Annotated in this window: 20 protein-coding genes and 1 pseudogene; 13 read left to right on the top strand and 8 right to left on the bottom strand. The window is 75.2% G+C overall.

Annotation, left to right across the window (positions count from 1 at the left end; translation table 11 throughout):
* The first annotated feature begins 3 nt into the window (after window positions 1–3).
* The 3 genes from ACEZDE_RS19620 to ACEZDE_RS19610 are packed head-to-tail and all read left to right on the top strand — an operon-like array spanning window position 4 to window position 3,280.
* On the top strand, window positions 4–1,173 hold the full coding sequence (locus ACEZDE_RS19620; protein ID WP_380537619.1) for a glycosyltransferase family 4 protein: 1,170 nt from the start codon (window positions 4–6) through the stop codon (window positions 1,171–1,173).
* Entirely contained in the window at window positions 1,170–2,423 is a 1,254-nt protein-coding gene (locus ACEZDE_RS19615; RefSeq protein ID WP_380537618.1) for a glycosyltransferase, read from the top strand. Before ACEZDE_RS19620 ends, ACEZDE_RS19615 begins: the two co-directional genes overlap by 4 nt.
* Window positions 2,420–3,280, top strand: a complete 861-nt coding sequence (locus ACEZDE_RS19610; protein WP_380537617.1) for an SGNH/GDSL hydrolase family protein — start codon at window positions 2,420–2,422, stop codon at window positions 3,278–3,280. Before ACEZDE_RS19615 ends, ACEZDE_RS19610 begins: the two co-directional genes overlap by 4 nt.
* 7 nt (window positions 3,281–3,287) lie before the next feature.
* Here the strand turns inward: ACEZDE_RS19610 and ACEZDE_RS19605 are convergent, their stop codons facing one another.
* From ACEZDE_RS19605 to ACEZDE_RS19590, 4 genes and pseudogenes are all read right to left on the bottom strand, one after another.
* A complete protein-coding gene (locus ACEZDE_RS19605) occupies window positions 3,288–4,376 on the bottom strand; it encodes a WD40/YVTN/BNR-like repeat-containing protein (RefSeq protein ID WP_380537616.1) in 1,089 nt (362 codons plus the stop codon).
* 87 nt (window positions 4,377–4,463) lie between these two features.
* Window positions 4,464–5,345 carry a 5-oxoprolinase subunit C family protein gene (locus tag ACEZDE_RS19600; protein WP_380537745.1) on the bottom strand — a complete coding sequence of 294 codons (882 nt, stop codon included), beginning with the start codon at window positions 5,343–5,345 and terminating at the stop codon, window positions 4,464–4,466.
* 279 nt (window positions 5,346–5,624) lie between these two features.
* Window positions 5,625–6,251: pseudogene (locus tag ACEZDE_RS19595) on the bottom strand (5-oxoprolinase subunit B family protein); the annotation flags it as partial.
* A complete protein-coding gene (locus ACEZDE_RS19590) occupies window positions 6,248–7,018 on the bottom strand; it encodes a LamB/YcsF family protein (RefSeq protein ID WP_380537615.1) in 771 nt (256 codons plus the stop codon). The pseudogene ACEZDE_RS19595 and the gene ACEZDE_RS19590, both read right to left, overlap by 4 nt.
* 103 nt (window positions 7,019–7,121) lie before the next feature.
* Between ACEZDE_RS19590 and ACEZDE_RS19585 the strand changes: the two genes are divergently transcribed.
* From ACEZDE_RS19585 to ACEZDE_RS19565, 5 genes are all read left to right on the top strand, one after another.
* Window positions 7,122–8,618 (top strand): hypothetical protein, encoded by a 1,497-nt coding sequence (locus ACEZDE_RS19585; protein ID WP_380537614.1) that lies wholly within the window; start codon window positions 7,122–7,124, stop codon window positions 8,616–8,618.
* Between the two features lie 43 nt (window positions 8,619–8,661).
* Entirely contained in the window at window positions 8,662–9,531 is an 870-nt protein-coding gene (locus ACEZDE_RS19580) for a hypothetical protein (protein ID WP_380537613.1), read from the top strand.
* A 6-nt stretch (window positions 9,532–9,537) separates the two neighbouring features.
* A complete protein-coding gene (locus ACEZDE_RS19575; RefSeq protein WP_380537612.1) occupies window positions 9,538–14,256 on the top strand; it encodes a hypothetical protein in 4,719 nt (1,572 codons plus the stop codon).
* 242 nt (window positions 14,257–14,498) lie between these two features.
* On the top strand, window positions 14,499–14,936 hold the full coding sequence (locus ACEZDE_RS19570; RefSeq protein WP_380537611.1) for a hypothetical protein: 438 nt from the start codon (window positions 14,499–14,501) through the stop codon (window positions 14,934–14,936).
* A gap of 108 nt (window positions 14,937–15,044) precedes the next feature.
* On the top strand, window positions 15,045–15,737 hold the full coding sequence (locus ACEZDE_RS19565) for a class F sortase (protein ID WP_380537610.1): 693 nt from the start codon (window positions 15,045–15,047) through the stop codon (window positions 15,735–15,737).
* Here ACEZDE_RS19565 and ACEZDE_RS19560 read toward each other — a convergent pair.
* Window positions 15,734–15,967, bottom strand: a complete 234-nt coding sequence (locus ACEZDE_RS19560; RefSeq protein ID WP_380537609.1) for a hypothetical protein — start codon at window positions 15,965–15,967, stop codon at window positions 15,734–15,736. The genes ACEZDE_RS19565 and ACEZDE_RS19560 overlap by 4 nt on opposite strands.
* A 115-nt stretch (window positions 15,968–16,082) precedes the next feature.
* The gene (gene mmuM / locus ACEZDE_RS19555; protein ID WP_380537608.1) at window positions 16,083–17,021 is read right to left on the bottom strand and encodes a homocysteine S-methyltransferase; all 939 of its coding nucleotides are present in this window, start codon (window positions 17,019–17,021) and stop codon (window positions 16,083–16,085) included.
* Between the two features lie 180 nt (window positions 17,022–17,201).
* Here mmuM and ACEZDE_RS19550 point away from each other — a divergent pair, with 180 nt between their 5' ends.
* The 5 genes from ACEZDE_RS19550 to ACEZDE_RS19530 all read left to right on the top strand — a co-directional run bounded on the left by ACEZDE_RS19550 (window position 17,202) and on the right by ACEZDE_RS19530 (window position 23,619).
* Window positions 17,202–18,056 carry an NUDIX hydrolase gene (locus tag ACEZDE_RS19550; RefSeq protein WP_380537607.1) on the top strand — a complete coding sequence of 285 codons (855 nt, stop codon included), beginning with the start codon at window positions 17,202–17,204 and terminating at the stop codon, window positions 18,054–18,056.
* A complete protein-coding gene (locus tag ACEZDE_RS19545; RefSeq protein ID WP_380537606.1) occupies window positions 18,053–19,177 on the top strand; it encodes a molecular chaperone DnaJ in 1,125 nt (374 codons plus the stop codon). The genes ACEZDE_RS19550 and ACEZDE_RS19545 overlap by 4 nt, the downstream gene beginning before the upstream one ends.
* 27 nt (window positions 19,178–19,204) lie before the next feature.
* Window positions 19,205–20,221, top strand: a complete 1,017-nt coding sequence (locus ACEZDE_RS19540; RefSeq protein ID WP_380537605.1) for a hypothetical protein — start codon at window positions 19,205–19,207, stop codon at window positions 20,219–20,221.
* The gene (locus ACEZDE_RS19535) at window positions 20,218–21,561 is read left to right on the top strand and encodes an adenylosuccinate synthetase (protein ID WP_380537604.1); all 1,344 of its coding nucleotides are present in this window, start codon (window positions 20,218–20,220) and stop codon (window positions 21,559–21,561) included. Before ACEZDE_RS19540 ends, ACEZDE_RS19535 begins: the two co-directional genes overlap by 4 nt.
* Before the next feature lie 72 nt (window positions 21,562–21,633).
* On the top strand, window positions 21,634–23,619 hold the full coding sequence (locus ACEZDE_RS19530) for an acetoacetate--CoA ligase (protein WP_380537603.1): 1,986 nt from the start codon (window positions 21,634–21,636) through the stop codon (window positions 23,617–23,619).
* Window positions 23,620–23,728: 109 nt separating this feature from the next.
* Here ACEZDE_RS19530 and ptsP read toward each other — a convergent pair whose 3' ends face one another.
* Both ptsP and ACEZDE_RS19520 read right to left on the bottom strand, forming a co-directional pair.
* A complete protein-coding gene (gene ptsP / locus ACEZDE_RS19525) occupies window positions 23,729–25,399 on the bottom strand; it encodes a phosphoenolpyruvate--protein phosphotransferase (protein WP_380537602.1) in 1,671 nt (556 codons plus the stop codon).
* A 95-nt stretch (window positions 25,400–25,494) separates the two neighbouring features.
* Window positions 25,495–25,944: a PTS sugar transporter subunit IIA gene (locus ACEZDE_RS19520; protein ID WP_380537601.1), complete on the bottom strand. Its 450-nt coding sequence runs from the start codon at window positions 25,942–25,944 to the stop codon at window positions 25,495–25,497.
* Between the last annotated feature and the right edge of the window lie 378 nt (window positions 25,945–26,322).

Genomic DNA, 26,322 nt, shown 5'->3' with positions numbered 1-26,322 from the left:
GACATGCGTGTCGCCATCGTCACCGAATCCTTCCCGCCGGACATCAACGGCGTCGCCCACTCCGTCCTCCGCACGGCTGAGCACCTGGTGCGACGCGGCCATGAGCCGCTCGTGGTCGCACCGGCATCGGCCGCCCCTCCGACCGTCCCCGACCCCTGCCCGGTGGTCCGGCTGCCGTCCCTGCCGCTGCCCGGGTACCCGCAGGTCCGGCTGGCCCTGCCGACCCGCAGGCTGGAGCAGGTCATCGCCGGGCACCGCCCGGACGTGGTCCACCTGGCCAGCCCCTTCGTCCTCGGCGCGCGCGGCATGGCCGCCGCCGACCGGCTCGGCATCCCGGCCGTCGCCGTCTACCAGACCGACCTGGCCGGCTACGCCCGCGCCTACCGGGCCGGCAGCAGCCTGGGCGAGGTCGCCGCCTGGCGCCGGCTCCGCACCGTGCACTGCGCCGCGGTGCGCACGCTCGCCCCGTCCACCCCGGCCGCGCAGGACCTCACTGCCCACGGCGTGCCGCGGGTGCGGCTGTGGCGGCGCGGGGTGGACTCGGTCCGGTTCGACCCCGCGCACCGCGACGAGGAACTGCGCCGCCGGTTGGCCCCCGGCGGCGAGGTGCTGGTCGGCTACGTCGGCCGGCTGGCCCCGGAGAAGCGGGTGGACCTGCTGGCCGGCGTCGCCGCGCTGCCGGGGGTGCGGCTGGTGCTGGTCGGCGAGGGCCCCAGCGAGCCGATGCTGCGTCAGACCCTGCCCGGCGCAGCCTTCCTGGGCCGGATGACCGGGGACGAGCTGGCGGCGCTGTACGCCTCGCTGGACATCTTCGTGCACACAGGGCCGCTGGAGACCTTCTGTCAGACCATCCAGGAGGCCATGGCCAGCGGCGTCGCCGTGGTCGGCCCGGCCGTCGGCGGCCCGCTCGACCTGGTCGCGCACCGCCGCACCGGGCTGCTGGTCCAGCCCAAGAGCGTGCGCGCGGTCACCGAGGCGGTGTCCGCGCTGGCCGCCGATCCGGCGGCGCGGGCCCGCTACGGCGAGGCCGCCCGCGCCGACGTGGCCGGACGGACCTGGGAGTCGGTCGGCGACCAGCTGATCGACCACTACCACGAGGTGCTGGCCGAGCACCGCTTCCTCCGCGCCGCGGCACCGGCCGCGGCAACCGCCGCGGGGGGTGCCGCCGCGTGAACAGGCTCCGGATCGTACGGGTGGCGAACTTCGTCACCCCGGTCTCCGGCGGGCTGCGGACCGCGCTGCGGCACCTGGGCGCCGGCTACCTGGACGCCGGGCACCACCCGGTGCTGATCGTGCCGGGGCCCGCCGCCGACGACCGGGAGACCGAGCAGGGCCGGGTGATCACCCTGCCCGGACGGCTGCTGCCGGGCACCGGCGGCTACCGGGTGCTGCTCGACCGGCAGCGGGTCGCCGACGTGCTGGCCCGGGTCCACCCGGACCGGCTGGAGGTCTCCGACCGCAGCACGCTGCGCTGGACCGGCGACTGGGCCCGTCGGCGGGGCGTCCCGGCCGCGATGGTCTCGCACGAGAGCCTGGACGGCCTGCTGCGTGCCTGGGGGCTGCCGGAGACCCTGGCCCGACGCGCCTCGGACCGGCTGAACGCGGCCACCGCCCGGGACTACCAGGCGGTGATCTGCACCACCGACTGGGCCGCGGCCGAGTTCCACCGGGTCGGCGCGCGCAATGTGGTGCACGCGCCGCTGGGGGTGGACCTGGCCCGGTTCCACCCGCACCGGCAGAACGCGGCGACCCGGGCCCACTACGCCGGGCCCGGCGAGGTGCTGCTGGTGATGTGCTCACGGCTGTCGCCGGAGAAGCGGCCGGAACGGGCCCTGGACGCGCTGGCCGAACTGCGCCGCCGGGGCGTTCCCGCGGTGCTGGTGGTCGCGGGGGAGGGGCCGCTGCGGAGCAGGCTGGCCGCGCGGGCGGGCGTCGAAGGGCTGCCGGTGCGGCTGGTGGGGCATCTGGCCTCCCCGGCCGCGCTGTCCGAACTGCTGGCCGCCGCCGATGTGGTGCTCGCGCCGGGGCCGATCGAGACCTTCGGCCTGGCCGCGCTGGAGGCGTTGGCCAGCGGCACCCCGGTGGTGGTCAGCGCCTCCAGCGCGCTGCCGCGGCTGGTCGGCCCGGCCGGTGAGGCCGCCGCGGACCACGGCCCCGCCTTCGCCGACGGCGTGCAGCGGCTGCTGGCTCGCCCGGAGGCCGAACGCCGCGCGGCGGCCCGGAGCCGGGCCGAACGCTACAGCTGGGAGCACGCGGTCACCCGCTTCCTCGCCGCCCACCGGGTGCCTGGCACCGTCGCCGAGGCCGGGCCAGCGGACCCGCCGCTACCCTCAGGCCTGCCGGCCGGGGGCGCGCTGACGGCCGCCGGGGTGACGGCTGGCGCGGTGTCCTCCGCCGGGATGTCGGACGGGGTCGGGTCATGACGCCGTTGCGGGTGGTCGCGCTGGGGGACTCGCTCACCGAGGGGCTGGGCGACCCGGCCGCGGACGGCGGCTGGCGCGGCTGGGCGGCGCTGCTCGCCGACAGCCTGGCGCCGCTCGCGGAGGCCGTCGACCTACGCAATCTGGCGGTCAGCGGCGCCCGCACCGCCGATGTGCTGCACCGTCAGCTGCCGCAGGCACTGGAGCACCGGCCGCAACTGGCCTCGCTGCTGGTCGGCGTCAACGACACCCTGCGGGCCAGCTACGACATCGCCGCCGTGGCCGGGAACCTGGACGCGACCATGGGCGCGCTCGCGGCGGACGGCGCCCTGCTGCTCACCGCCTGCCTGCCGGACCCGGGCCGGATGCTGGGGCTGCCCCGGCCGCTGGCCCGTCCGCTGGCCCGCCGGATGCGCGGCGTGAACGAGGTGGTGCACGTCCTCGGTGAGCGCTATCCCGGCGTCCATGTGCACGTGGCCGACTGCGACTGGGTGGACGACCCGCGGATGTGGAGCGTGGACCGGCTGCACCCGAGCGAGCGCGGCCATCGGGCGCTGGCCCGGGAGTTCCACGCCCAGCTGGCCGCCCGGGGAGTCGCGTCCGGACTGGCCCCCGACCCCGCGCCGACCGGCGCCGCCCCGAGCCGGACCGCCCAGGCCTGGTGGATGGCCACCAAGGGCACCGGCTGGGTGGTGGAGCGCTGCACCGACCTGCTGCCGGACCTGCTGCGGCTGGCCGCCGCCGAGGCCCGCCGCCGCAACTCCGAGCTGCTCGACCGGGAGGCCGCGGCCCGCACCGAGGCGGCGCTCCGCGCCCTCACCGCCGTGCCGGAGCACGGCGCCCTCCGAGCTGTCAGCTGACGATCTGTCAGCTGATCAGGGCCGCGCGTACGCAGAGCACATCGGGCAGGTGCTCCTTGAGCAACTGCCAGGTCTCGCCCTCGTCCGCGCTGCCGTAGACCTCGCCGTTGCGGTTGCCGAAGTAGACCCCGGCCGGGTCGGCGTCGTCCAGGCTCAGCGCGTCCCGCAGGACCACGCCGTAATGCGCCTGCTGCGGCAGCCCGGTGGCAAGCGGCTGCCAGGTCTCGCCCGCGTCCTCGGTGCGGTAGACCCGGCAGCGGTGCTCCGGGGGCAGCCGCTCGTAGTCGGCGACCAGCGGGAAGACATAGGCGGTACCGGGACGGCGCGGGTGCGCCGCGACCGCGAACCCGAAGTCGGCGGGCAGCCCCGCGTCGATCGGCGACCAGCTCGCCCCGGCGTCGTCGCTGCGGTAGACGCCGCCGTGGTTCTGCAGGTAGAGCCGGGACGGATCACCGGCGTCCGCCGCGATCTTGTGCACGCACTGCCCGAACTCCGGGTAGCGGTCCGGCTGGAACCGCGCCTCCACCCCGGTGTTCGACGCCGACCAGCTCGCGCCCGCGTCGGCGGAGCGGTAGACGCCGCCGGTGGAGACGGCCACCGTGAGCAGCGCGGGATCGGCCGGGTCGACCAGGATGGTGTGCATCCCCTGGCCGCCGAACCCGGCGCCCCAGTCCTTGCGCTGCGGGTGCTCCCACAGGCTTTCCAGCAGGGCGAAGGACTCGCCGCCGTCGGTCGACCGGAACAGCGCGGCGGGCTCGGTGCCCGCGTAGACCACGGCGGGCTCCTGCGGGCCCGCGGGCTGCAGCTGCCACACCCGTTCGAGCGAGGCGCCGGTGGACTCGGGGAAGCGCACGGCGGGCTGCTTGGGCTCCTGCCAGCTGGCGCCCAGGTCGTCGGAGTGGAACACCGAGGGACCCCAGTGGCTGCTGTCCGCGCCCACCAGGATCCGCGGCAGGCCGCCGCGGCGGTCGATCGCCACCGAGTAGACGCCCTGCATCACGAAGTGCGGGCCGGTCCAGCTCCAGGAGCGGCGGTCCTCGCTGCGCCCGAGGAACAGACCCTTGGCCGTGCCGACGGCCAGCATTACCTCACCCATCGCGGGACGCTCCCTCCTCGCCGGAACCCGATGACGGTCAGCAGTCTGCTCGCCGGGTGACCCGTTGTCCTGCACTCGTGCATATGTTCACCTGTATGAGCGAACAAATCGAACGGACGTTCCCGGCGGCGCCTGCGCGGCAGCCCGCAGGTCGTCCACCCGGACGACCCCCACCACCGGGTATCCCCCGGTGGTGGGGTGGTCGGCCAGGAACACCACCGGCAGCCCGTCCGGCGGGATCTGGACCGCGCCCAGCACCATCCCCTCGCTCGGCAACTCCCCGCGGTCGGGCAGCCGTTCGAGCGCGGGGCCGTGCAGCCGCAGCCCGACCCGGTTGCTCGCCGGGGCGACCGTGTACCGGGCCGTCGCCAGCCGCAGCAGCGCGTCGGGGCCGAACCAGTCCTCGCGCGGCCCCGGGTCCAGCCGCAGCACCAGCTCCCGCGGCGGGGCCGGCAGCGGCAGCAGGTCCAGGCCGCGGGGCGGCCCTGCGGCCGCCCCCAGCGGCAGCCGCTGACCCGCCGTCAGCGGGGCGGGGCCGAGCCCCGACAGCAGGTCCGCGGAGCGGCTGCCGAGCACCCGGGGCAGGTCCACCCCGCCGCTGAGCGCCAGATAGCAGCGGACCCCGGCGGTCACCGCGCCGACCTCAAGCACCGCCCCGGCCGGGACCCGCACCGGGGCGCCCCAGGCGGCGGCCCGGCCGTCCACCCGTACCGGCGCGGGCGCTCCCAGCACCGCCGCGACCAGCGGCGTCAGCGCCCGCAGCGCGACGCCGCCGAGCGTGGTCTCCAGCACGGCCGCGCCCGGGTCATTGCCGACCAGCAAATTCGCCAGTCGAAGCGCCACCGGGTCCAACGCCCCGCCGCGCGGCACCCCCAGCGCGGCCACCCCGACCCGCCCCCCGTCCTGCACCGTCGTCAACGGCCCGGCCCGCACCACCTCGACCGCCCGCGGGGTCCCGGCCCCGGGCATCCCGGTCACCTGCGCCTCGGTTCGCGGTGCCACCTCGGCTTCCGGCATCTCGGTTCCCCGCACCTCGGCCTCCGGCACCACCTCGGTCCGCACCGTCCCGCCCGCCCGCACCGTCCCGGCCCCCGGCTCCACCTCGGCCCCCGGTACCCGCCCGCCGCCGGTCTCGGCGTCGGCGGCCGGGTCGTCCGTCGGGTGACCGCTCCCGCGCAGGGCGACCGGGCCCGCCGACTCCTCCGTTCGGGTGAAACGGACCCGGGTGCCCGGGACGAGCAGCGCCGCGGGGTCCCGTGCTGGCTCCCAGAGCGGCAGCTCACTGCGGCCGAGCAACTGCCAGCCACCCGGCGACGGTCCCGGGTACACGCCGGTGTAGCTGCCGGCCAGGGCCACCGACCCGGCCGGGACCCTGGTCCGCGGCGTGTCCCGGCGCGGGACCGCGTAGCGCTCGGGCAGGCCGGTCAGATAGGCGAAGCCCGGCGCGAAGCCGCAGAACGCGACCCGGTACTCGCACCCCGTGTGAATCCGCACCGCCGCCTCGACGGAGACCTCCCACCGCCGCGCGACCTTCGCCAGGTCCGCCCCGTCGTACACGGTCGGCACCTCGACCAGCGGCCCGTCCGCCGTCGGCAGGGCCTCCGGCCGCCAGCCCCGGACCATCGCCGCCACCCGGTCCGGCCGCTCCAGCCGGTCCAGCAGCACGGTCCGCGCCGCCGGGACCAGCTCCACCTCAGGGTCGAGCTGACCGTCGCCCTGACACTTGATCAACTCCGAGTGCAGCCAGGCGACTTCCGCGTCCCCGTCCACCTCAAGAAGCAGCGCCCCGAGCCCCGCCGGACGCACCCGCACCCCTGGCTCCACCCCGCCGCGCGACGCCCCCGGCTCCGCCCCGCCCCACGGCCCCCCGCTCATCCGAAGGCCCGTACGCCGACCCCCGCCGCGACCAGCGCCGCCCGCACCCGCAGGGCCAGCGCCGCCGCGCCCGGGGTGTCGCCGTGCAGGCACAGCGACTGCGCCCGGACCGGCACCACCGAGCCGTCCACCGCGACCACCTCGCCGTCCCTGGCGATCCGCACGGCCCGCTCGACCACCAGCTCCGGGTCGTGCAGCACCGCCCCCGGCTCGGTCCGCGGCAGCAGCGTCCCCACCGCCGTGTACGCCCGGTCCGCGAACGCCTCGGTCACCACCGGCAGTCCGGCCGCCTCCGCCGCCGCGAGCAGCGCCGACCCCGGCAGGCCCAGCACCGGCAACGCCCGCCCGGACCCCCGCTGGTACGCCAGCACCGCGTCCACCACCGCGGCGGCCTGCTGCTCGTCCCGCACCACCCGGTTGTAGAGCGCGCCGTGCGGCTTCAGATAGCCGACCGCCGCCCCCGCGGCGCGGGCGAATCCGTCCAACGCGCCGAGCTGGTAAGCGATCTCGTCCGCCAGTTCGGACCGCGGAACCTCCATCGAGCGGCGGCCGAACCCGGCCAGGTCCCGGTAGGAAACCTGGGCGCCGATCCGCACCCCGCGGGCGGCGGCGAGTTCGCACACCCGCCGCATCGTCGAAGGGTCCCCGGCGTGAAAGCCGCAGGCGACGTTCGCGCTGGTCACCACCCCGAGCAGGGCCTCGTCGTCGGTGAGTGTCCAGCGTCCGAAGCCCTCGCCGAGGTCCGCGTTGAGATCGATCGTCGCCATACTCCAAGATCCCAGAGGGGTCCTCGGGTGTGCAAGGTCACACAATTAGCCGCATTCTGTGGCGTTTGGGAGCTTGTCAGTGCCACCCCCTAATCTTTGGTCCATGACCACGACCGCCGACACCAGTCGCCCGGCGCCGGGGCCCGCCGCCGACGAGGGGCTGGCCCGGCGGCTGCGCGCGCTCGCCTGCACCGCGCCGCTGCACGACCTGGACAGCCGCAAGGCCAACCTCGCGGGCGAGTACGCCGTCTACGGCATGGCGGAGGTCGCGCTGTCCGCGATCGACCTGGTCACCCTGCAGATGGACTTCGACACCGGCGCCGACCGGGACCAGGTGCTGGCCCGGCTCCAGCCGAGGGTCGCCGCGCAGGCTCCGCAGCGGCCGTGGACCGAGCACGAGCGGGTCGCCCGCTGGGTGCTGGAGTCGCTGATCAACGTCGGCAGCGCGGACCGCGGCTTCCGCGCCGTCTACGGCACCTTCGCCACGGACGGCTCCTACGTCCGCCGCGACTACGACTTCAAGCTGATCGAGGAGGTGCCGGGGTCGGACGGCGGCGTCTACCTGCGCACCACCGACGAAGCGGTGAACGTCCTGGTCGGCGCGCTGGACACGGACGTCACCAGCGCCCAGATCGCGGCCGAGGTCAAACTGGAGGTGCTGATCAACCGGGGCCGCCTGGCCGACGCCCAACTCGCCGCCGAGCAGGCCCGCTACCGCACGGTCCAGTTCGCCGAGACGCTGCGCCGCGCGCTGGAGGCGACCCGCCGCAACGTCCGCGCGGTGGACTGGATGGAGACCGTCCCGGATCTGATCGCCGAGGCGCTGGACCACATCGCCGACCGGTACCGGCACGAGAACGCCATCCTCACCAACATCCGCCGGGCCCGCGACGAATCGGAGGACCCTGAGCACAAGCGCCGGGCCGCCGAGCTGGTCGACATCGTCAAGGACTGCATCCGCCGCCACACCCAGTTGCAGACCCGGCTGCTGGAGGCGGGCCCGCTGTTCCGCGCCGAGCAGGACCGGCAGGCCTTCGCCGCGCCGACCGCCCGCAGCGGCCTCGACCTGTACGGGCAGCTGCTCGCGCCGCTGCTGCGGCTGCCGCTGGAGCAGGCCACCCGGGCCACCGACGCCTTCTTCGGCTCCGCCACAGGGCTGCGCACCCCGGTCTCGGTCCGGGTCGCCGACCTGGTCGAGGTGCTGTTCACGCCGCCGGTCGAGCGCGAGCACCTGGGCGCGGAACTGCCCGAGCCGGACCTGATGGACACCCCGGACGACAGCCGCTTCTCCGAGGCCCAGCTCGACGCCGCCCACGACCTGCTGGACCTCCCGCCGGACGCCCCGCGCCGGCTCTCCGGGCTGCTCGCCGAGGCCCGCCGCCGCGATCCCGAACTGCCGTACCTGGTCGCGCTGCTGGCCGTGCACGCGGCCAGCCCCTCGGTCGGCACCGCCTACCGGCAGGGCGAGGAGCGGCTGCTGTTCGCCATCGACGACGGCACCCGCCTCGACGACCCCGAGTTCGGCGGCGCCGACCTGGTCGTCGGCAGCGCCCTGCTCGACGCCGCCGCGATGGCCGCCGACCGGGCGGAGGTCGCATGACCCCGGCCCGCCGTACCGCCGAGTACTACCAGGAGCACCGCCCGTGACCACCTACGACGAGACGCCCGCCCCCGCCGCCGTCACCCCGGCGGACGTCGCCGACGCGTCCCGGCTGGTCTCCTTCGGCCTGCAGCCGAAGCTGCTCCCGGCCCGTGACGCCGAGTACGGCGAGCTGGTCCGCCGCTACCGCGACGACCCGGCCTTCTCCCGGCTCGCCGACGCCGTCGCCACCGGCCTCGGCCTGATCGTGCTGGAGGTCTCGCCCCGGGCCGGGATGGCCGTCGCCGCCGCCGAGGACTCGGTCTTCGCGGTCCGCCTCGGCGACTACTCCCGCCGCGCCGCGTCCGAGTCCACCGACCGCTTCCTGCACGGCCTGGCCCACCTCGCCGTCGCCGCGCTCGCCTTCCCCCGCCCGGAGGACCTCGCCGACGACGGCTACCTCGGCCGGATCACCGTCAACGGCGTGGACACCTTCGTCCGCCAGGTCTGCCGCCGGCTGGAGGAGCAGGCCGACGCCGAGGGCGCCAACACCGACCCGGTCAGCGACGCCCCCGGCCTGGAGGCCGCCTGGCGGGTGTACGCGCGCCGCAGCGCCACCGGGGCCACCAAGGACGCCCGCCGGCTGGCCGGCTCGACCATCGGGATCGTCGGCAAGGCCACCGCCTTCCTGGTCGACTCCGGCTTCCTGCAGAAGACCTCGGACGACTCCGGCGGCACCTTCCGCACCACCGCCCGCTACCAGCTCCAGGTCCGCGACCTGGCCGGCAGCGCCGCGATGGGCGAGCTGCTCGCGCTCGGCGTGGTCCCGGTCAGCGACGGCAGCGCCACCCTGCTCCCGCCGGACCCCACCGAGGAACTGGTCGCGGACGCCGGCCTGCCCTTCTTTTCGAGCACATCGAGCACGGAGATCTGACGCCCCATGTACGAGCTGAACCGGGTCCGCCTGTACTCCATCGGCCCTGCCGGTGCCCGGTACGCCGACACCGTGCTCGACCTGAGCGGCGTCGGCGACCCGGTCCCCGAGCCCGCGCCGACCCAGCCCGGCTTCTTCGACGAGGAGCAGACCGGCCCGCCGCGCCGTCCGGCCCCGGCGGGCGTGCTGTTCCTGGAGAACGGCGGCGGCAAGTCGGTGCTGCTCAAGCTGATCTTCTCGGTGATGCTGCCGGGCCACCGGAACACCCTCGGCGGCGCCAGCTCCGGCGTGCTGCGCAAGTTCCTGCTCGCCGACGACTGCGGGCACGTCGCGCTGGAATGGCAGCACACCCTCACCGGCGAGACCGTGGTGGTCGGCAAGGTCAGCGAGTGGCGCGGGCGCCAGGTGTCCACCGACCCGCGCAAGTTCGCCGAGGCCTGGTACTCCTTCCGACCGGGCCCCGGCCTCAGCCTGGACGGCCTCCCGGTCGCCGAGCGCACCGCCCTGCTCCCGGCCCCCGGCACCGAGGCGCCGGCCGACCCGTCGCCCGCCGCCACCCTCGCCGGAGACGCTGCGCGCCGCACCCCTTACGCCCGTGGCCGCCGCCGCACCATGAAGGGCTTCCGCGACGCCCTCACCGAGGCCGGGAAGATCGAACCGGCCCTCGACCTCACCTGGGAGGAGGGCCACGACCGCTGGATCGAGCATCTCGGCAGCCTCGGCCTGGACCCCGAACTCTTCCGCTACCAGCGCGAGATGAACGCCGACGAGGGCGAGGCCGCGGGCCTCTTCGCGGTCCGCAACGACGCCGACTTCACCGATCTGCTGCTGCGCGCGGTCACCGACACCCGGGACACCGACGGGCTGGCCGACCTGGTCCACGGCTTCGCCAACAAGCTCGGCCGCCGCGCCGAGCTGACCGCCGAACGCGACTTCACCGCCGGTTCGCTGGATCTGCTCCGGCGGATCGCCGAGGCCGCCGCCGCCCGCGAGTCGGTCCGGGAGACGCACCGCTCCGCCGAGCGCCGCACCCGCCGCCTGGCCCGCACCCTGACCGCCCGCGCTGCCGAGGAGCGCGACCGCTCCCGGGAACTGGCCGCCCAGGTCGCCGAGGCAGGAGCCGCCGTCGCCGAGGCCGAGGACGCCAGGACCCGGCAGTCGCTGATCACCGCCGAGTTGACGTACCGTCACGCCAGCCTGGCACTGGCCGCCGCCACCGGCGCCGCCGCTGCCCTGCGCAAGGAGCTGCTGGACGCCCGCACGCTCCACTCCGCCTGGCAGGCAAGCGAACTGGTGCTGCGTCACCGCTCCGCGGCCGACCGGGCGGCCCGGGTCTCCGCGGCGATCCGCGAGGCCGAGCGGGACGCCGCGCCCGCCCTGGCGGCCCGGACCCGCGCCGCCCGTGCGCTGGTCGGCGCGCTGGACACGGCCGCCGACGCCGCCGAGGCGCAGGCCGACCGAGAGGAGCAGCGCGCCTACGCGCTGCAGGCCGAGGGCGAGGCCGCCCGCCGCGACGCGACCGGGGCCACCACCGCCGCGCAGAAGGCCCGCAGCGAGACCGAGCACCTGCGCCAGCGCCTCGCCGAGGTCGAGCAGGAGACCCAGGCCGCGGTCCGCTCCGGCTGGATCGACTCCGGCAGCGCCGCCCCGACCGCGGTGACCGATCAGGGCGACGCGGTCGACCCGGCCCGCGCCGCGCTGGACGCCGCCGACGCCGAGAAGGACGCCACGGCCGGCTTCGAGCAGGCCCGCACCGCCGCCGAGCGCACCGCGGCCCGTGCCCGCGAGGCCGCCGTCCGGGCCAACCGTGCCGAGCTGGCCGCCGCCCGCGCCAGCGACGCGCTCGCCGCCGCCGAGACCCACCTGACCGGCGAACAGGACGGCGCGGCCCGGCTCGCGGCCGAGCCCCGGGTCGCCGAACTGCTCGGCGTCCAGCCCGGCGAGCTGGGCCCGGAGGCACTGGACCGCGCCGCCGACGCGCTGCGCGAACTGCTGGACGACTCGGTCGCCGCCGCCGAACGCACCCTGTTCGAGCTGCGCACCGCCGCCGCCGCCGACGCCCGGGTGCTGGCCGCCCTCGGCGACGGCGGCCTGCTGCCGCCGGGCCCGGACGTGCTGGCCACGGTCGAGTACCTGGGCGAGCACGGCGTCCCGGCGCTGCCCGGCTGGCGCTACCTGGCGCAGTCGGTCGACCCGGTCGACCACGAGCGGATCCTGGACGCCCGCCCGCAGCTGGTCGACGGCGTCATCGTCACCGACCCGGCCGCGCTCCAGCGGGCCCGCGAGGTCCTCGCCGCCGCCGCGCTGCTGCCCCGCTCCGCGGTCGCGGTCGGGACGGCCGCCGCGCTGCTCGGCCCGATGCCGTCGGGCCCGCAGACCTCGCAGGACCTGTTCCTGGTGCCGCCGAACCCGGCCATGCACGACGAGAACGCCGCCGACGAGGAGCGCCGGCAGCTCCGCGACCGGGCCACCGCCAGGGACGAGCAGATCCGCGCCCTGGCCGCCCGGCTCGGCGCGGACCGGCTGGCCGCCGGGCGGCTGGCGTCCTGGCGGACCCGCTGCCCGGAAGGCATGCTGGCCGCGCTCGCGGCCGAGGCCGAGGCCGCCGGGACGGCGCTGGAGCTGGCCACCACCGAGCTGGCCGCCGCCCGCGCGGAGCAGCTGGAGGCCGAAGCCGAGCACAGCGACGCCTCCCGGCTGCGGGACGAGCGCGGCGAGGCCGCCCAGCAGGCCCGCCGCCGCGCGGACGCCCTGGCCGGTCTCGCCTTCCGGCTGCGTGAGCGCGCCACCTGGACCGGACGGCTCCGCGAGCTGACCGAGGAGACCGCCGAGGCCGAGCAGGGCCAGCAGCAGTGCACCGAACGGGCCCTCGCCGCCGAGCAGGACCGCCGGGCGGCCCAGCGCGCCGCCGACGACGCCCGCCGCACGGTCCGGGCGCTGCGCGCCGAGCGGGCCGAACTGCCCGGCTCCGAGGGCGACCCGGACGATCCGGACGACCTCGCCGGGCCGGGCGATCCGGCCGGTCCCGGCACGGGCCAGGACGGCCGCCCGGCCTCGCTCGCCGCGCTGCGCGAGGCGCACCGGGCCGCCTCCCAGCTCTACGAACAGGTCGGGGTCGGCGCCGACCTGCGCGCCGAGCAGGCCCGCGCCGAGGGCGACGAGTCCGCCGCCAGGACCGAGCTCGACCGGCTCACCAACAAGGTCCGCACCCGCGCCGAGGAGCTGCTGACCAGCCCCGACGGCTCGGACGGCCCGGCCCGCCAGGCCGCCGCCGCGCGCGCCGAGGATCTGGTGCAGACCATCGAGGGCCGCGCCTCGACGGCCAGCGAGCACCTGGGCCGGCTCCGCGGCGAGGCCGAGCGCAGCGCCCCGGCCACCGGTGACGCCCACACCGAGCTGCCCGCGGAGCTGGTCCCGGCCGACACCGGGCAGGCCCAGTCCCTGCTGCGCGCCGCCACCGCCGAACTCGCCCGGCACACCGACCTGCTGGCCGCCAGCCGGTCCGTCCACGGCGAGCTGCAACGCTCCCTGGAGGGCACCCAGCACGCCGCCGCCGAGTTCGACGAGACGGCGGCCCAGCTCCGCGACGGCCTGCGCGAGCCGGGCGCGGTCGCCGAGGGCGAGGAGGAGGCCCCGGCCCCCTACCCCGGCAGCCTGGCGGAGGCCCGTCAGGCCGCGGCCGAGACCCGGCGCACCCTGCGCGCAGCGGGCGCCGACCTCGGCGCCGCCGACCTCGCCGTCCGGGACACCTCGGACGCCCTGGTCCGGCACGCCAACTCCACCCGCTACGAGGCCGTCCGCACCCCGGCCCGGCAGCAGATCCGCGAGCTGCCCGCGTCCGCGCTGCCGGACCACGCGGCGGCCTGGGCGGTCGCCTTCGCCCCCCGACTGCGGGTCCTCAGCGACGAGTTGGAGCAGCTGGAACGCAACCGCGACAGCATCGTGGACCGGCTCCGCGGCCTGGTCGAGAGCTCGCTGGCGACGCTGCGCGCGGCCCAGCGCCTCTCCCGGCTGCCCGAGGGCCTGGGGGAGTGGTCCGGGCAGGAGTTCCTCCGGATCCGCTTCGAGGACCCGGACCACTCGGTGCTCACCGAGCGCCTCGGCACGGTCATCGACGAGGCCACCCGCGCCGCCGTCCGCCGCCCCGGCGCCGCGGCCGGTGCCAGCGACTGGGGCCGCCGCGACGGCATGTCGCTGCTGCTGCGCGGGGTGCACGCGGCGGTGGAGCCCAAGGGGGTCTCGGTGGAGATCCTCAAACCGGACGCGGTGCTGCGCGCCGAACGGGTGTCGGTCAGCCAGATGTCCGACGTCTTCTCCGGCGGCCAACTGCTGACCGCCGCCATCGCGCTGTACTGCACCATGGCCGCGCTGCGCGCCAACGACCGTGGCCAGGCCCGGTTGGCGCACGCGGGCACGCTGTTCCTGGACAACCCGATCGGCCGCGCCAACGCCACGTACCTGATCGAGCTGCAGCGCGCCGTCGCCTCCGCGCTCGGGGTCCAACTGATCTACACCACCGGCCTGCTGGACGCCAACGCGCTGGCCGAGTTCCCGCTGATCATCCGGCTGCGGAACGACGCCGACCTGCGGGCCGGGCTCAAGTACATCTCGGTCGAGGAGCACCTGCGCCCCGGCCTGCCGGTGCCCGACCCGGACGACGCCGACATCCAGGGCGCGGTGACCGCGACCCGGATGTTCCGCCGCCCGGCCGAGGCTATGGGCTGACCTCCGGACGGTCCGTCACTCCATTGGGGTCGGTACCTGACACCGCATTGCTTGAGCCGGTGTCAGCTCGCTGACCTGCTGCTTTGCGCTGCCTGGCAGATGCGGGAAGGGGGTTGCGGCGGGTCCGGACCGGCGCGCTCGACGTGCGGGACGGTACGAGCCGGGCTTGTCTGGGGCACACGAGCCCGGAGCTCCTGGCGGTGCAACAGGCACCCCTCCCGGGCCGGCTGGAGGAAGACTCGATGCGTCCGATCACCACCGCTCTGGGCACCGCCGTTCTGGGTGCGACCCTCGCGCTGACCGTGCCCGCCGCCCACGCCGCCACGCCCACCACCACCAGCGCGGCCTGCTCCGCGTCGGTCGCGGCTGCCAACAAGGCCGAGGCGGCCTACGACGCGGCGCTGGCGGACTACAACAAGCAGATCAAGGCCGGCGGCCACCCGGGCACGGCGGAGCAGACCAACCTCTCCAACCTGCAGAACGCGGCGAACCTGGCCACCTCCGACTCGGTCCGGGTCTGCCGGGCCACCGGCTCCCCGGTCGGCACCATGTCCACCGGTTCGGGCAGCACCAGCACGGGCAACGGCGCCCAGGACATCACCCTGGGTGCCGCGCTGATCGCCGCGGTCGGCGTCGGCGCGTTCGCGCTGCGTCGCCGCAACGGTGCGAACCAGGCCTGACCGGCCTGTTGCACACCCCCTGACGGCGGTGGCCGCCCGAGACCGATCACGGGCGGCAACCGCCGCACACCGTCACCGCCGGACCCCGCCCGAACAGGAAAGTGCACCATGACACACTGCGCCGACCCCCAGCCGGTCAAGTCGCTGCGGAAAAGGCTGCCCTGGGCCCTGGCCTGCCTGGGCCTGTGCACCGGCGGGCTGCTCATCCAGCACGGCATGGACGCGCCGACGCCGCCGCCCCAACCCAGCGCCGCCGAGGGCTTCACCTCGGTCGAGGCCGCACCCGCGGTCGGCGAAGTGGCGGCGACCAGCGCGCCCCCGAAGGTGCCCGCCATGGCCCCGGCGACCCCCACCCGGGTCCGGATCACCGCCATCGGTGTCAACGCCCCGCTGACGGCCCTGGCCCTGCAGTCCAACGGCCACCTCGCCGCGCCGACCGAGAGCAACCGCAACCTGGCCGGCTGGTACCGGAACGGCACCGCGCCCGGCGCGGCCGGCACCGCGGTCATCGCGGGCCACGTCGACACCCAGGCCGGCCCGGCGGTCTTCTACAACCTCGGCGCCCTCAAGAAGGGCATGACCGTGGACGTCGACCGCGCCGACCACACCACCGCCGTCTTCAGCATCGACGAGGTCGTGGCCTACAGCGCCAGCGAGTTCCCCAGCCGCAAGGTCTACGGCGGCACCACCCAGCCCGAGTTGCGCCTGATCACCTGCGGCGCCGGCTTCGACAAGGCGCGCCACGAGTACCTGGGCAACGTCGTCGTCTACGCCCACCTGACGGCGGCCCGCAAGCTCTAGGACCAGGGCCGCTGCGTGGTCCGCCGCCGCTGCACGTCCTGCTGGTGGGCGATGGCCGCGTCCAGCAGGAACCAGGTGGTGGTGAAGATCCCGACCCCGGTGACGGCGAGGGCCAGCGGAGTGAAGCCGGCGTGCGCCGCCGACCCCACGATCGTGAACACCAGCGCGTTGACGGTCAGTCCGAACCCCACCAGGCAGCGCGCCCGCGCCCTGCGCGACCTGTCCGACACCCGACCCGCCACCATCGCCCCCGGCCCGTCCGCCGCGTTCCCCGCTCCCGGAGAACCCTGCCGATGAGAACCTGCCCGTTCCGGTCCCGGTCACGCCTCCGCGGCGTCGATCGGGTCAGCGGGCCCCGAGGGTCAGCGCCAGTTCGGCGATCTGTTCCGCGCCGACCCGGCAGCAGCCGCCGACCAGGCGGGCCCCGGCCCGGGTCCACTCGCCGACCCGCTCCGGGGCGAAGGTCGCCGGGCCGGCCCAGCTCCGGGCCTCCGGGTCCCAGCCCTCGCCGCTGTTGGGGTAGACCACCACCGGCTTCCCGGTCACCGCGGCCGTCAGTTCCACCGCCTCGGCGGCCTCTTCCGGCGCGCAGCAGTTCACGCCGACCGCCAGCACCTGGTCGAGCCCCGCGACCAACCCGAACGCCTGCTCCAGCGACTGCCCGGCCCTGGTGCGCCCACCCGCGACGCTGTACGACAGCCAGACCGGCACCCCGAGCCCGTCCACCGCGCGCAGCAGGGCCTCGGCCTCGTCCGTGTCCGGGACCGTCTCCAGTGCCAGCACGTCGGGTCCGGCCGAGGCCAGCGCCTCCAGCCGCGGGCGGTGGAACCGCTCCAACTCGGCCACGCTCAGCCCGTACCGGCCGCGGTACTCCGACCCGTCGGCGAGCACCGCGCCATACGGGCCGACCGACGCCGCCACCCACCGCCGCGCGCTGCCCCCGGCGGTCTCCCGCGCCGCCGTCCGGGCCAGTTCCACGCTGCGCCGCAGCAGTTGCTCCGCCTCCTGCGGTCCGATGCCGACCTTCGCGTAGCCCTCGAAGCTGGCCTGGTAGCTCGCGGTGATCGCGACCTGCGCGCCGGCCGCGTAGTACGCCCGGTGCACCGCGGCCACCGCCTCGGGCGCGTCGGCGAGCAGCCGGGCCGACCACAGCGCGTCGGAGAGGTCGTGCCCGGCGGCCTCCAGCTGGTTCGACATCCCGCCGTCCAGCACCAGCACGCCCGCGGCGAGCGCCTCGGCCAGCGGGACGGCGGCGGACGACGGGGCGGGGACGGCGCTGGTCATGAGTGGTGCCTCCGGTGCGGACGTACGGGCGTGCATCCGGCAACCCTACGTCCGACCTGGGCCCGATCCGGAAACTCCCTGGCGGCCGGGACCGGCCTGCGCTACGTTGTTCTCAGATAGAGAAACACTCTATCTGAGAACAACTTCCTCGACTGCACAACCGACCGCCCGGAGCCCCCGATGCCGACGCAGAGCCCCCGCCCGGAGTCGAACCAGGAGCAGCTGGACGAGCAGGCGTGGCTCGCCGCCTACGACCCCCGGGCCTTCGCCCCGGTCGCCGTCACCGTGGACGTGGTCGCGCTCACCCTGCGTCAGGACGAGCTGCACGTCCTGCTGGTGGAACGGGCCGCGCCGCCGTACCGGGGTTGCTGGGCGCTGCCCGGCGGCTTCGTCCGGGCCGGGCAGGAGGACCTGGACCAGGCCGCGGCCCGCGAGCTGGCCGAGGAGACCGGGGTGGACACCGCCGCGCTGCGGCGGGTCCACCTGGAGCAGCTCGGCTCCTACGGCTCCCCGCAGCGCGACCCGCGGATGCACGTGATCTCGGTCGCCTACCTGGCCTTCGCCCCGGACCTGCCCGCCCCCAGGCCCGGCACCGACGCGGCAGCCGCCGCGTGGGTCCCGGTGTCCTCACTCGACCTGGCCGTCGGACCCCACAGGGGAGGGCCCGGCGGCCACACCCACCACCCGGTTCGGCCCGGCGGCCTCGCCTTCGACCACGCCGCGATCCTCGCCGCCGCCCTCGACCGGGCCCGCGCCAAGATCGAGTACACCCCGCTCGCCACCGCGTTCCTCGGTGGCGAGTTCACCATCTCCGACCTCCGCGCCGTGTACGAGGAGATCTGGGGCGAGAAGCTGCACCCCGGCAACTTCCACCGCAAAGTGCTCTCGGTGCCCGGCTTCGTGGAGGGCACCGGCCGCACCACCGCGCACGGCGGCTCCCGTGGCGGCCCCCGCGCCCGCCTCTACCACCGCGGCGACGCCCGCCTGCTGCACCCGGCGCTGCTGCGTCCCGATCGCGAGGAGGAGATACGTTGACGCGCACCCGAACCCCGGAGCAGTCCGATCCGCCCCGGTCCGCCGCCCCGCCCCGCCCGCGCACCTTCGACGAGGCGCTCGCCGCCGTCGGGTCCGCCGCCACCGCGGCCGACCTGCTCGGCACGGACCCGCTCGCCGCCGCCCGCCGCTACCGGCGCCTGATCCGGTTACTGCACCCGGACACCGCCCCGCCCGGACGCGCCGCCGAAGCCACCGCCGCCAGCGCCGCGCTCAACGCCCTGAACGCCGCCCGCGCCGGAAGCACCGCCCCGCCCGCGAACACGGTGACCACCCCGCACCACCGCTACACCACCGCCGACCTGCACGCGACCGGCGACCTCGCGCTCCTCCGCCGGGCCCGCGCCGCGCCCCACCGCGACCCGTACACCGAGCTGGACGTGCTGCTCAAGGTCCCGCGGTCGCCCGCCGACAACGACCTGATCGCCCGTGAGGCGACCGCGCTGAACCGGCTCGCCCGGCACGGCGACCCGCGCTTCCACGCCTACGCCCCGACCCTGGTCGAGACCTTCCGCTACACCGACCCGGCCGACCCGGCGCCGCACGCGGTGCGCCAGGTCAACGCGGTCCAGCGGCTCGACGGTTTCCGCCCGCTCACCGACCTGGCCGCGGCCCGGCCCGAGGGGGTGGACGCCCGCGACGCCGCCTGGATCTGGCGCCGACTGCTGGTCGCCCTCGGCTACGCCCACCGGGCCGGCGTCCGGCACGGCGCGGTGCTGCCCGAGCACGTGATGATCCACCCGGAACTGCACGGGGTGGTCCTGGTCGACTGGTGCTACTCGGTCACCGGGGCGTACGCCCCGCTCCCGGCCCTGGTCGAGCGCCACCGTGACCGCTACCCGCCCGAGGTCCTCGCCCGCGAACCCGCCACCGAGGCCACCGATATCCACCTGGCCAGCCTCTGCATGGCCGAACTGATGGGCAATCAGGCGCCTTTGGCGCTCCGTGCCTTCGTCGTCGGCAGCACCCTGCCGGACCAGCGCCGCCGCCCGCACGACGCCTGGAAGCTGCTGGCCGAGCTCGACGACCTGCTCGACCGCCGCTACGGCCCCCGCACCTTCCGCCCACTCCACCTCCCGAACCGAGCGATCCCCCCGAACTGAACCACCCGACGCACGAGGAGGCCCTCCATGGGCAGCGGTTCCTGGTCCACCAACGTCTACGCCGCCGCCGCGAGCTACCGCGCGGCCACCGGCGCCGACCCCTTCGACTACAGCGCCCGCGCCCGCCGCGGCGCCAGGAGCGACTGGAAGGCCCACCCCTCGCTCGACCCCAAGGATCTGACGGTCCGTGAGAGCCGCGACTCGGACGAGCACCCGGACTCGCTGGCCATCGCCGTCCTGTTCGACGTCACCGGCTCCATGCAGTCCGTGCCGCGCACCCTGCAGACCAAGCTGCCGGAGCTGTTCGGGCTGCTGCTGCGCAAGGGCTACACCCGCGACCCGCAGATCCTCTTCGGCGCGGTCGGCGACGCCACCTGCGACCGGGTGCCGCTCCAGATAGGCCAGTTCGAGTCCGACAACCGGATGGACGACGACCTCGGCAACATCTTCCTGGAGGGCGGCGGAGGCGGTCAGATGACCGAGTCCTACGAGCTGGCCATGTACGCCATGGCCCGGCACACCTCGCTGGACTGCCACGAGAAGCGCGGTCGCCGCGGCTACCTCTTCCTGATCGGCGACGAACTCCCGTACGGCAAGGTCAAGGCCCGCGAGGTGCGCAACGTCATCGGCGACCCGCTGACCGAGGACATCCCGCTGACCCGGCTGCTGCCGGAACTCCAGCAGAAGTTCGACGTCTACTACCTCCTCCCGGCGGGCACCGCCTACTCCGGCAACACCAAAGTGCTCGACCCCTGGCGCAAGCTGCTCGGCCAGAACGTGCTGGAGCTGGACGACCTGGACGCGGTCTGCGAGACCATCGCCCTCACCGTCGGCCTCGGCGAGGAGGCCATCGACCTCCAGGAAGGACTGGACGACCTCGCCGACATCGGCTCCGACTCGGTCGGAACGGTCGGCAAGGCGCTGGCCGCCGTCGCCCGCCGACACACCCCGGTCGCCGCGGCCGGCAGCTCCCTGCTCGGCGAGGCACCCTCCGCCGGAGCCCCCGGAACCAGAGCCCCCGGAACCGGGACGACCCGGCTGTGACCAGGACCGCCGCTCCCACCCGCCGCCACACCATCGTGGTCGACCTCGGCTTCGGCGACGCCGGCAAGGGCGGCATCGTCGACCACCTCTGCCGCAGCACCGACGCACGCACCGTGGTCCGCTTCAACGGCGGCGCGCAGGCCGCGCACAACGTGGTCGCCCCGGACGGCAGGCACCACACCTTCGCCCAGTTCGGCTCGGGCAGCCTGGTGCCCGGCGTCCGCACCCACCTCTCCCGGTTCATGCTGGTCGACCCGCTCGCCCTGGCCACCGAGGCCGCGCACCTGCGCGCCCTCGGCGTCGCCGACCCCTTCGCCCGGCTCACCGTCGACCGCCGGGCTGCGCTCACCACCCCGTACCACGCCGCCGCCAACCGGCTCCGCGAGGCCGCCAGGGGCCGGGCCCGGCACGGCTCCTGCGGCATCGGCGTGGGCGAGACGGCGGCATACGCGCTGGCCCACCCCGATGACGCCCCCACCGCGGGCGACTGCGACAGCCCGACCCGGCTGCGGGCCAAACTCACCCTGCTGCGCGACCGGCTCAGCGCCGACCTGGGCCTGCCCGCGCCGCTGGGACCGCCCCCGGCCGACTGCGCCGCCGCCTTCCTGGCCTTCGCCGACTGCGTCACCCGCACCGACGACAGCCACCTGCCCCGGCTGCTGCGCACCGGCTCCGCCGTCTTCGAGGGCGCCCAGGGCGTCCTGCTGGACGAATGGCACGGCTTCCACCCCTACACCACCTGGTCCACCACCACCTTCGCCAACGCCGAGACCCTGCTCGCCGAAGCCGATGCCGAAGCCGATGCCGTCGGCTCCGGGACACCGGACGCCCCGGCGCTGCGCCTCGGCGTGCTCCGCAGCTACACCGTCCGCCACGGCCCCGGCCCGCTGGTCACCGAGGACCCGACCCTTGCCTCGACCTTCCCCGAGCCGCACAACGCCCGGGGCCGCTGGCAGGGCCCGTTCCGGCTCGGCCACTTCGACGCCGTCGCGCACCGCTACGCCCTCGCCGCCTGTGGCGGGGCCGACGCCCTCGCCCTCACCCACCTGGACGCCCCGGCCCGCTTCCGGTACCTCTCGCTCTGCGAGACCTACGACCTCGACGGGGACGAGACCGCCACTCTCCCGCCCGCCCGGCCCGGCGACCTGGCCCGGCAGGCCGCGCTCACCGCCAGGCTGCTCCGGGCCCGCCCCGGCCGCACCCGCACCCCCGGCCACAGCGGGCAGGCCTGGACCGAGGCGGTCGAGCAAGCCCTCGACACCCCGGTCCTGCTGACCTCCCACGGACCCCGCTCCACCGACAAACACCTGCTCGCCCGAGCCCCGGCGGTGTCGGCCTGACCACCGTTGCTTAACGACCGTTCACATGAAAGATTCCTCTCTGGCAACGAAGCCGCACCGCCGGAGGCCCCCATGAGCAGCGCAGACCCGTCCGCCACCCCGCTGTGGGAGCCCGACCCGGCCCGCGCGTCCGCCAGCGGCCTCGCCCGCTTCCAGGCCTGGGCCGCCGAGCACCACGGCGCGCCCACCGGCGACTACGCCGCACTGCACCGCTGGTCGGTCGACGACCTGGACCGCTTCTGGACCGCCGTCACCCAGTGGTTCGACGTCCGCTTCTCCTCTGCTCCGACCGCGGCCCTCGCCGACGCCTCGATGCCCGGCGCGGTCTGGTTCCCCGGCGCCAGGCTCAACTACGCCGAGCACGCGCTCCGGCACGGCGAGGACCCGGCCCGCGCCGACACCCCGGCGATCCTGCACCTGGACGAGACCGACCCCGCGCCGGCCGTCCTCACCTGGTCGCAACTCCGGGAGCAGGTCGGCTCGTTGGCCGCCGAACTGCGCCGCCTCGGAGTCCGCCCGGGGGACCGGGTCGGCGCCTACGTCCCCAACATCCCGCAGGCCGCCGTCGCCCTGCTGGCCACCGCCGCCGTCGGCGCGGTGTGGACTTCCTGCGCCCCCGACTTCGGCGCCCGCAGCGTGCTCGACCGCTTCCAACAGCTGGAACCCGTCGTCCTGTTCGCCGTCGACGGCTACCGCTACGGCGGCAAGGTGCACGACCGCGGCGAGGTCGTCGCCGAGCTGCGCCGCGAACTCCCCTCGCTGCGCCACGTCGTGCACATCCCCCTGCTCGGCACCCCGGCCCCAGCCGGAACCACGCCCTGGGAAACGTTGCTGACACACCCTCAGCAACCAGTCTTCGACCAGCTGCCGTTCGACCACCCGCTCTGGGTGCTCTACTCCTCCGGCACCACCGGCCTGCCCAAGGCCATCGTCCAGGGCCACGGCGGCATCGTCGTCGAGCACCTGAAGCAGGCCGGCCTGCACCTCGACCTGGGCCCGGAGGACCGCTTCTTCTGGTACACCTCCACCGGCTGGATGATGTGGAACTTCCTGCTGGCCGGGCTGCTGGTCGGCGCGAGCATCGTCACCTACGACGGCAGCCCCGGCTACCCAGACACTGCCGCCCAGTGGCGCATCGCCGAACGCGCCGAGGTCACCGTCTACGGCACCTCCGCCGCCTACATCACCGCCTGCGCCAAAGCCGACGTCCACCCCGCCCGCGACCTGGACCTCTCCCGGCTGCGCGCCATCGGCACCACCGGCTCGCCGCTCCCGCCGGACGGCTTCCGCTGGGTCTACGACCAGGTCAGCCCGGACATCTGGCTGGCCAGCGTCAGCGGCGGCACCGACCTGTGCAGCTGCTTCGTCGGCGGCGTGCCGACCCTGCCGGTCTACCTGGGCGAGATCCAGGCCCCCAGCCTCGGCGCGGCCGTCGAGTCCTGGGACGTCGACGGCAAGCCGCTGACCGGCGAGGTCGGCGAACTCGTCTGCACCGGGCCGATCCCGTCCATGCCGCTGTATTTCTGGAACGACCCGGACGGCGCCCGGCTGCACGCCAGCTACTTCGACACCTACCCCGGCGTCTGGCGGCACGGCGACTGGATCACGGTCACCCCACGCGGCACCGTGGTCATCCACGGCCGCTCCGACTCCACACTGAACCGCCAGGGCGTCCGGATGGGCTCGGCCGACATCTACGAGGTGGTCGAACGGCTGCCGCAGATCCGCGAATCGCTGGTGATCGGCCTCGAACTGCCCGACGGCGGCTACTGGATGCCACTCTTCGTGGTTCTCGCCGAGGGCGCGGCGCTGGACGACGACCTGCGCACCGCGATCCGGACGGCGCTGCGCGAGCAGCTCTCGCCGCGGCACGTCCCGGACGAGGTCATCACCGTCCCGTCGCTGCCGCACACCCTGACCGGCAAGCGACTTGAGGTCCCGATCAAGCGCATCCTCTCCGGCACCCCGCCGGACAAGGCAGTCAACCCCGGCTCCCTGGACGACCCGTCCGCACTGGAGCCCTTCCTCGCCCTCGCCCGCACCCGAGCCCGCGACTGAGGAAACCGCAGCCCCGCGGGCGGGCCGCCTGCCGCAACAGCGGGAGGCCCCGCCCGCGGCGGCCAGTCGGCAACGGCGGGCGTCCCGTCCCGCGTCCGCGACGTCCCGGCTACTCCCCGGACAGCACCTGGTGCGCGGCGGCCCGCGCCTCCTCCGCGGTGTCCGCCGCCCGCGCCGCCGCCGCCGCGCGCCGACACTGCGCCAGCGTGTACGTGGCCAACGTCGCCCGGACGTAAGGGATCGCGCTGGCGCCCATGGAGAGACTGGTCACCCCGAGCCCGGTCAGCACACAGGCCAGCACCGGGTCGGCCGCCGCCTCCCCGCAGACGCCGCAACTGCGGCCCGCCGTCTGCGCGGCCTCCGCCGCCATCGCGATCAGGTCGAGCAGGGCAGGCTGCCACCCGTCCTGCAACCGGGCCAGCGAACCCACCTGGCGGTCGGCCGCAAAGGCGTACTGGGACAGGTCGTTGGTGCCCAGCGAGAGGAACTCGACCTCCTGCAGGATCGACCGCGCCCGCAGCGCGGCCGACGGAATCTCCACCATCGCCCCGAACTTGGCGTTCAGCCCGGCCTCCCGGCAGGCGTCGGCGAACGCCTTGGCGTCCACCCGGTCCGCCACCATCGGCGCCATCACCTCAAGATGGACCGGCAGCCCCTCCGCCGCCTTCGCCAGCGACCGCAGTTGGGTCTGCAGCACGTCGGGGTGCTCCAGCAGACTGCGCAGTCCGCGGACGCCCAGGGCCGGGTTGGGCTCGTCACCCGGCGTCAGGAAGTCCAGCGGCTTGTCCGCGCCGGCGTCCAGCACCCGGACCACCACCCGCCCCTCCGGGAACGCCTCCAGCACCTTCCGGTACGCGGTGACCTGCGCCTCCTCGGAGGGCGCCTTGGTCGAGTCGTCCAGGAAGAGGAACTCGGTCCGGAACAGCCCCACCCCCTCGGCGCCTGCCTCCACCGCCGCCGGCACGTCCGCAGGACCGCCGACATTGGCCAGCAGCGGCACCCGATGCCCGTCCGAGGTCTGCCCGGGGCCGGTCGACGCCGCCAGCGCCGCCTTCCGCTCGGCCGCGACCCGGCGCAGCTCGTCCTGCTTCTCGGCGGACGGGTCGACCAGGATCACCCCGGTGCTCCCGTCCACCGCGACCACGACCCCCTCCGCCATCTCGGTGGCGCCCGGCAGCGCCACCACGGCGGGCACCCCCAGCGCCCGCGCCAGGATCGCGCTGTGGCTGGTCGGCCCGCCCTCCTCGGTGACGAAGCCCAGCACCAGCGTCGGGTCCAGCAGCGCGGTGTCGGCGGGCGCCAGATCCCGCGCGAACAGGACGTACGGCTCGTCGCTGTCCGGAACCCCGGGCATCGGCACGCCCATCAGCCGTGCCACGATCCGGTTCCGCACGTCGTCCAGGTCCGCGACCCGTCCGGCCAGGTAGTCGCCCGCGTTGGCGAGCAGCGCCCGGTAGGAGGCGAAGGCGTCGTAGACGGCGCGCTCGGCCCGGCTGCCGACGGCGATGCGGCGTTCGACGTCCGCCATCAGCTCCGGGTCGAGCGCCATCAGCGACTGCGCCTCCAGCACGGCCTGGGCCTCGCCGCCGGCCAGATTGCCGCGCGCTTGCAGGTCCGCGGCCACCGCCTCGACCGCCTGCCGGGCCCGCGCCTGCTCGCGCGGGGCCTCGGTGGTCGGCGCCTGCTGGGCCGGGGGCTCCAGCACCGCCGTGCCCATGTGCCGGACCTGGCCGATCGCGACCCCGTGGCTCACACCCACGCCGTGCAGCGTCTCTGTCATCTCACCGTTCTCCGCTCATTCCCGTGCCGCGCCGAGCCGTGCCGAGCCGCGTCGATTCCCGTGCTGTGCCTGTCTGCCTGATCGGTGCCGGTGGGCTACTCCCAGACGAACAGCTCGTCCCCGGCCGCGAGGGTGCCGGACTCGGCCACTGCCCTGAGCTGCTCGGGCGTCGCCTCCAGCGCCACGACCGGGGAGATCGGCGACTTGCCGGCTGCCTCCACCGCCGCCGGGTCCCAGTGGATGACCGGCTGTCCGCGCTTCACCGTGTCGCCCTTGTTCACCAGCAGCTCGAACCCCTCGCCGTTGAGCTGAACCGTGTCAATGCCGAGGTGGGTCAGTACTCCGTGCCCTTCGTCGTCGATGACGACGAAGGCGTGCGGGTGCATGGAGACGACGACCCCGTCGACGGGCGCCACCGCGTTCCCTGGCTCGCGCACCGGGTCGATCGCCGTCCCGGGCCCGACCATCGCACCGGCGAACACCGGGTCCGGCACCCCGGAGAGTCCGACGGCGCGTCCGGCGAGGGGGGATGTCACTGTCGTCATACTCAAAGCCTCCGTTGCGTGCGGCAGCGCTGCCGAGGTGCGGGCAGGTCAGGGTGCAGGATCAGCCTAAATCTACCCAAGCAGGGACACTCTACGGCGCACCCGACAGGGGCGATTTGCCCCGTCAAGCACGTCCATGTAACGTTGGCGATCTGCCCACGGGGACGAACACGGCCTCGGGACGTCGGCGGGAACCCAATTCGGAATCGCAAAAAAATTGCGCTACGGTTTGGTTCTGCCCGCGAAACGGCAGATGAACGAAGCGCCCGGAGGGTAGCCGGTAACGGTCCTGAAGGAAGCGTCCGTTCCTTGAGAACTCAACAGCGTGCCAAAAGTCAACGCCAAATGTTTCATTTGGCAGTAACTGTTTTACATAGC

This window comes from Streptacidiphilus cavernicola, assembly GCF_042510955.1.
Taxonomy (GTDB): Bacteria; Actinomycetota; Actinomycetes; order Streptomycetales; family Streptomycetaceae; genus Streptacidiphilus; species Streptacidiphilus cavernicola.
This window is presented reverse-complemented; position numbering and strand designations above follow the sequence as displayed.

Bases quoted from the DNA above. Each gene is read 5' to 3' on its own strand.
- ACEZDE_RS19620 (WP_380537619.1), top strand. From the start codon at position 4: ATGCGTGTCGCCATCGTCACCGAATCCTTCCCGCCGGACATCAACGGC.
- ACEZDE_RS19610 (WP_380537617.1), top strand. From the start codon at position 2,420: ATGACGCCGTTGCGGGTGGTCGCGCTGGGGGACTCGCTCACCGAGGGG.
- ACEZDE_RS19605 (WP_380537616.1), bottom strand. From the start codon at position 4,376: ATGGGTGAGGTAATGCTGGCCGTCGGCACGGCCAAGGGTCTGTTCCTC.
- ACEZDE_RS19600 (WP_380537745.1), bottom strand. From the start codon at position 5,345: ATGCCCGGGGCCGGGACCCCGCGGGCGGTCGAGGTGGTGCGGGCCGGG.
- ACEZDE_RS19590 (WP_380537615.1), bottom strand. From the start codon at position 7,018: ATGGCGACGATCGATCTCAACGCGGACCTCGGCGAGGGCTTCGGACGC.
- ACEZDE_RS19585 (WP_380537614.1), top strand. From the start codon at position 7,122: ATGACCACGACCGCCGACACCAGTCGCCCGGCGCCGGGGCCCGCCGCC.
- ACEZDE_RS19575 (WP_380537612.1), top strand. From the start codon at position 9,538: ATGTACGAGCTGAACCGGGTCCGCCTGTACTCCATCGGCCCTGCCGGT.
- ACEZDE_RS19570 (WP_380537611.1), top strand. From the start codon at position 14,499: ATGCGTCCGATCACCACCGCTCTGGGCACCGCCGTTCTGGGTGCGACC.
- ACEZDE_RS19565 (WP_380537610.1), top strand. From the start codon at position 15,045: ATGACACACTGCGCCGACCCCCAGCCGGTCAAGTCGCTGCGGAAAAGG.
- mmuM (WP_380537608.1), bottom strand. From the start codon at position 17,021: ATGACCAGCGCCGTCCCCGCCCCGTCGTCCGCCGCCGTCCCGCTGGCC.
- ACEZDE_RS19550 (WP_380537607.1), top strand. From the start codon at position 17,202: ATGCCGACGCAGAGCCCCCGCCCGGAGTCGAACCAGGAGCAGCTGGAC.
- ACEZDE_RS19540 (WP_380537605.1), top strand. From the start codon at position 19,205: ATGGGCAGCGGTTCCTGGTCCACCAACGTCTACGCCGCCGCCGCGAGC.
- ACEZDE_RS19530 (WP_380537603.1), top strand. From the start codon at position 21,634: ATGAGCAGCGCAGACCCGTCCGCCACCCCGCTGTGGGAGCCCGACCCG.
- ptsP (WP_380537602.1), bottom strand. From the start codon at position 25,399: ATGACAGAGACGCTGCACGGCGTGGGTGTGAGCCACGGGGTCGCGATC.
- ACEZDE_RS19520 (WP_380537601.1), bottom strand. From the start codon at position 25,944: ATGACGACAGTGACATCCCCCCTCGCCGGACGCGCCGTCGGACTCTCC.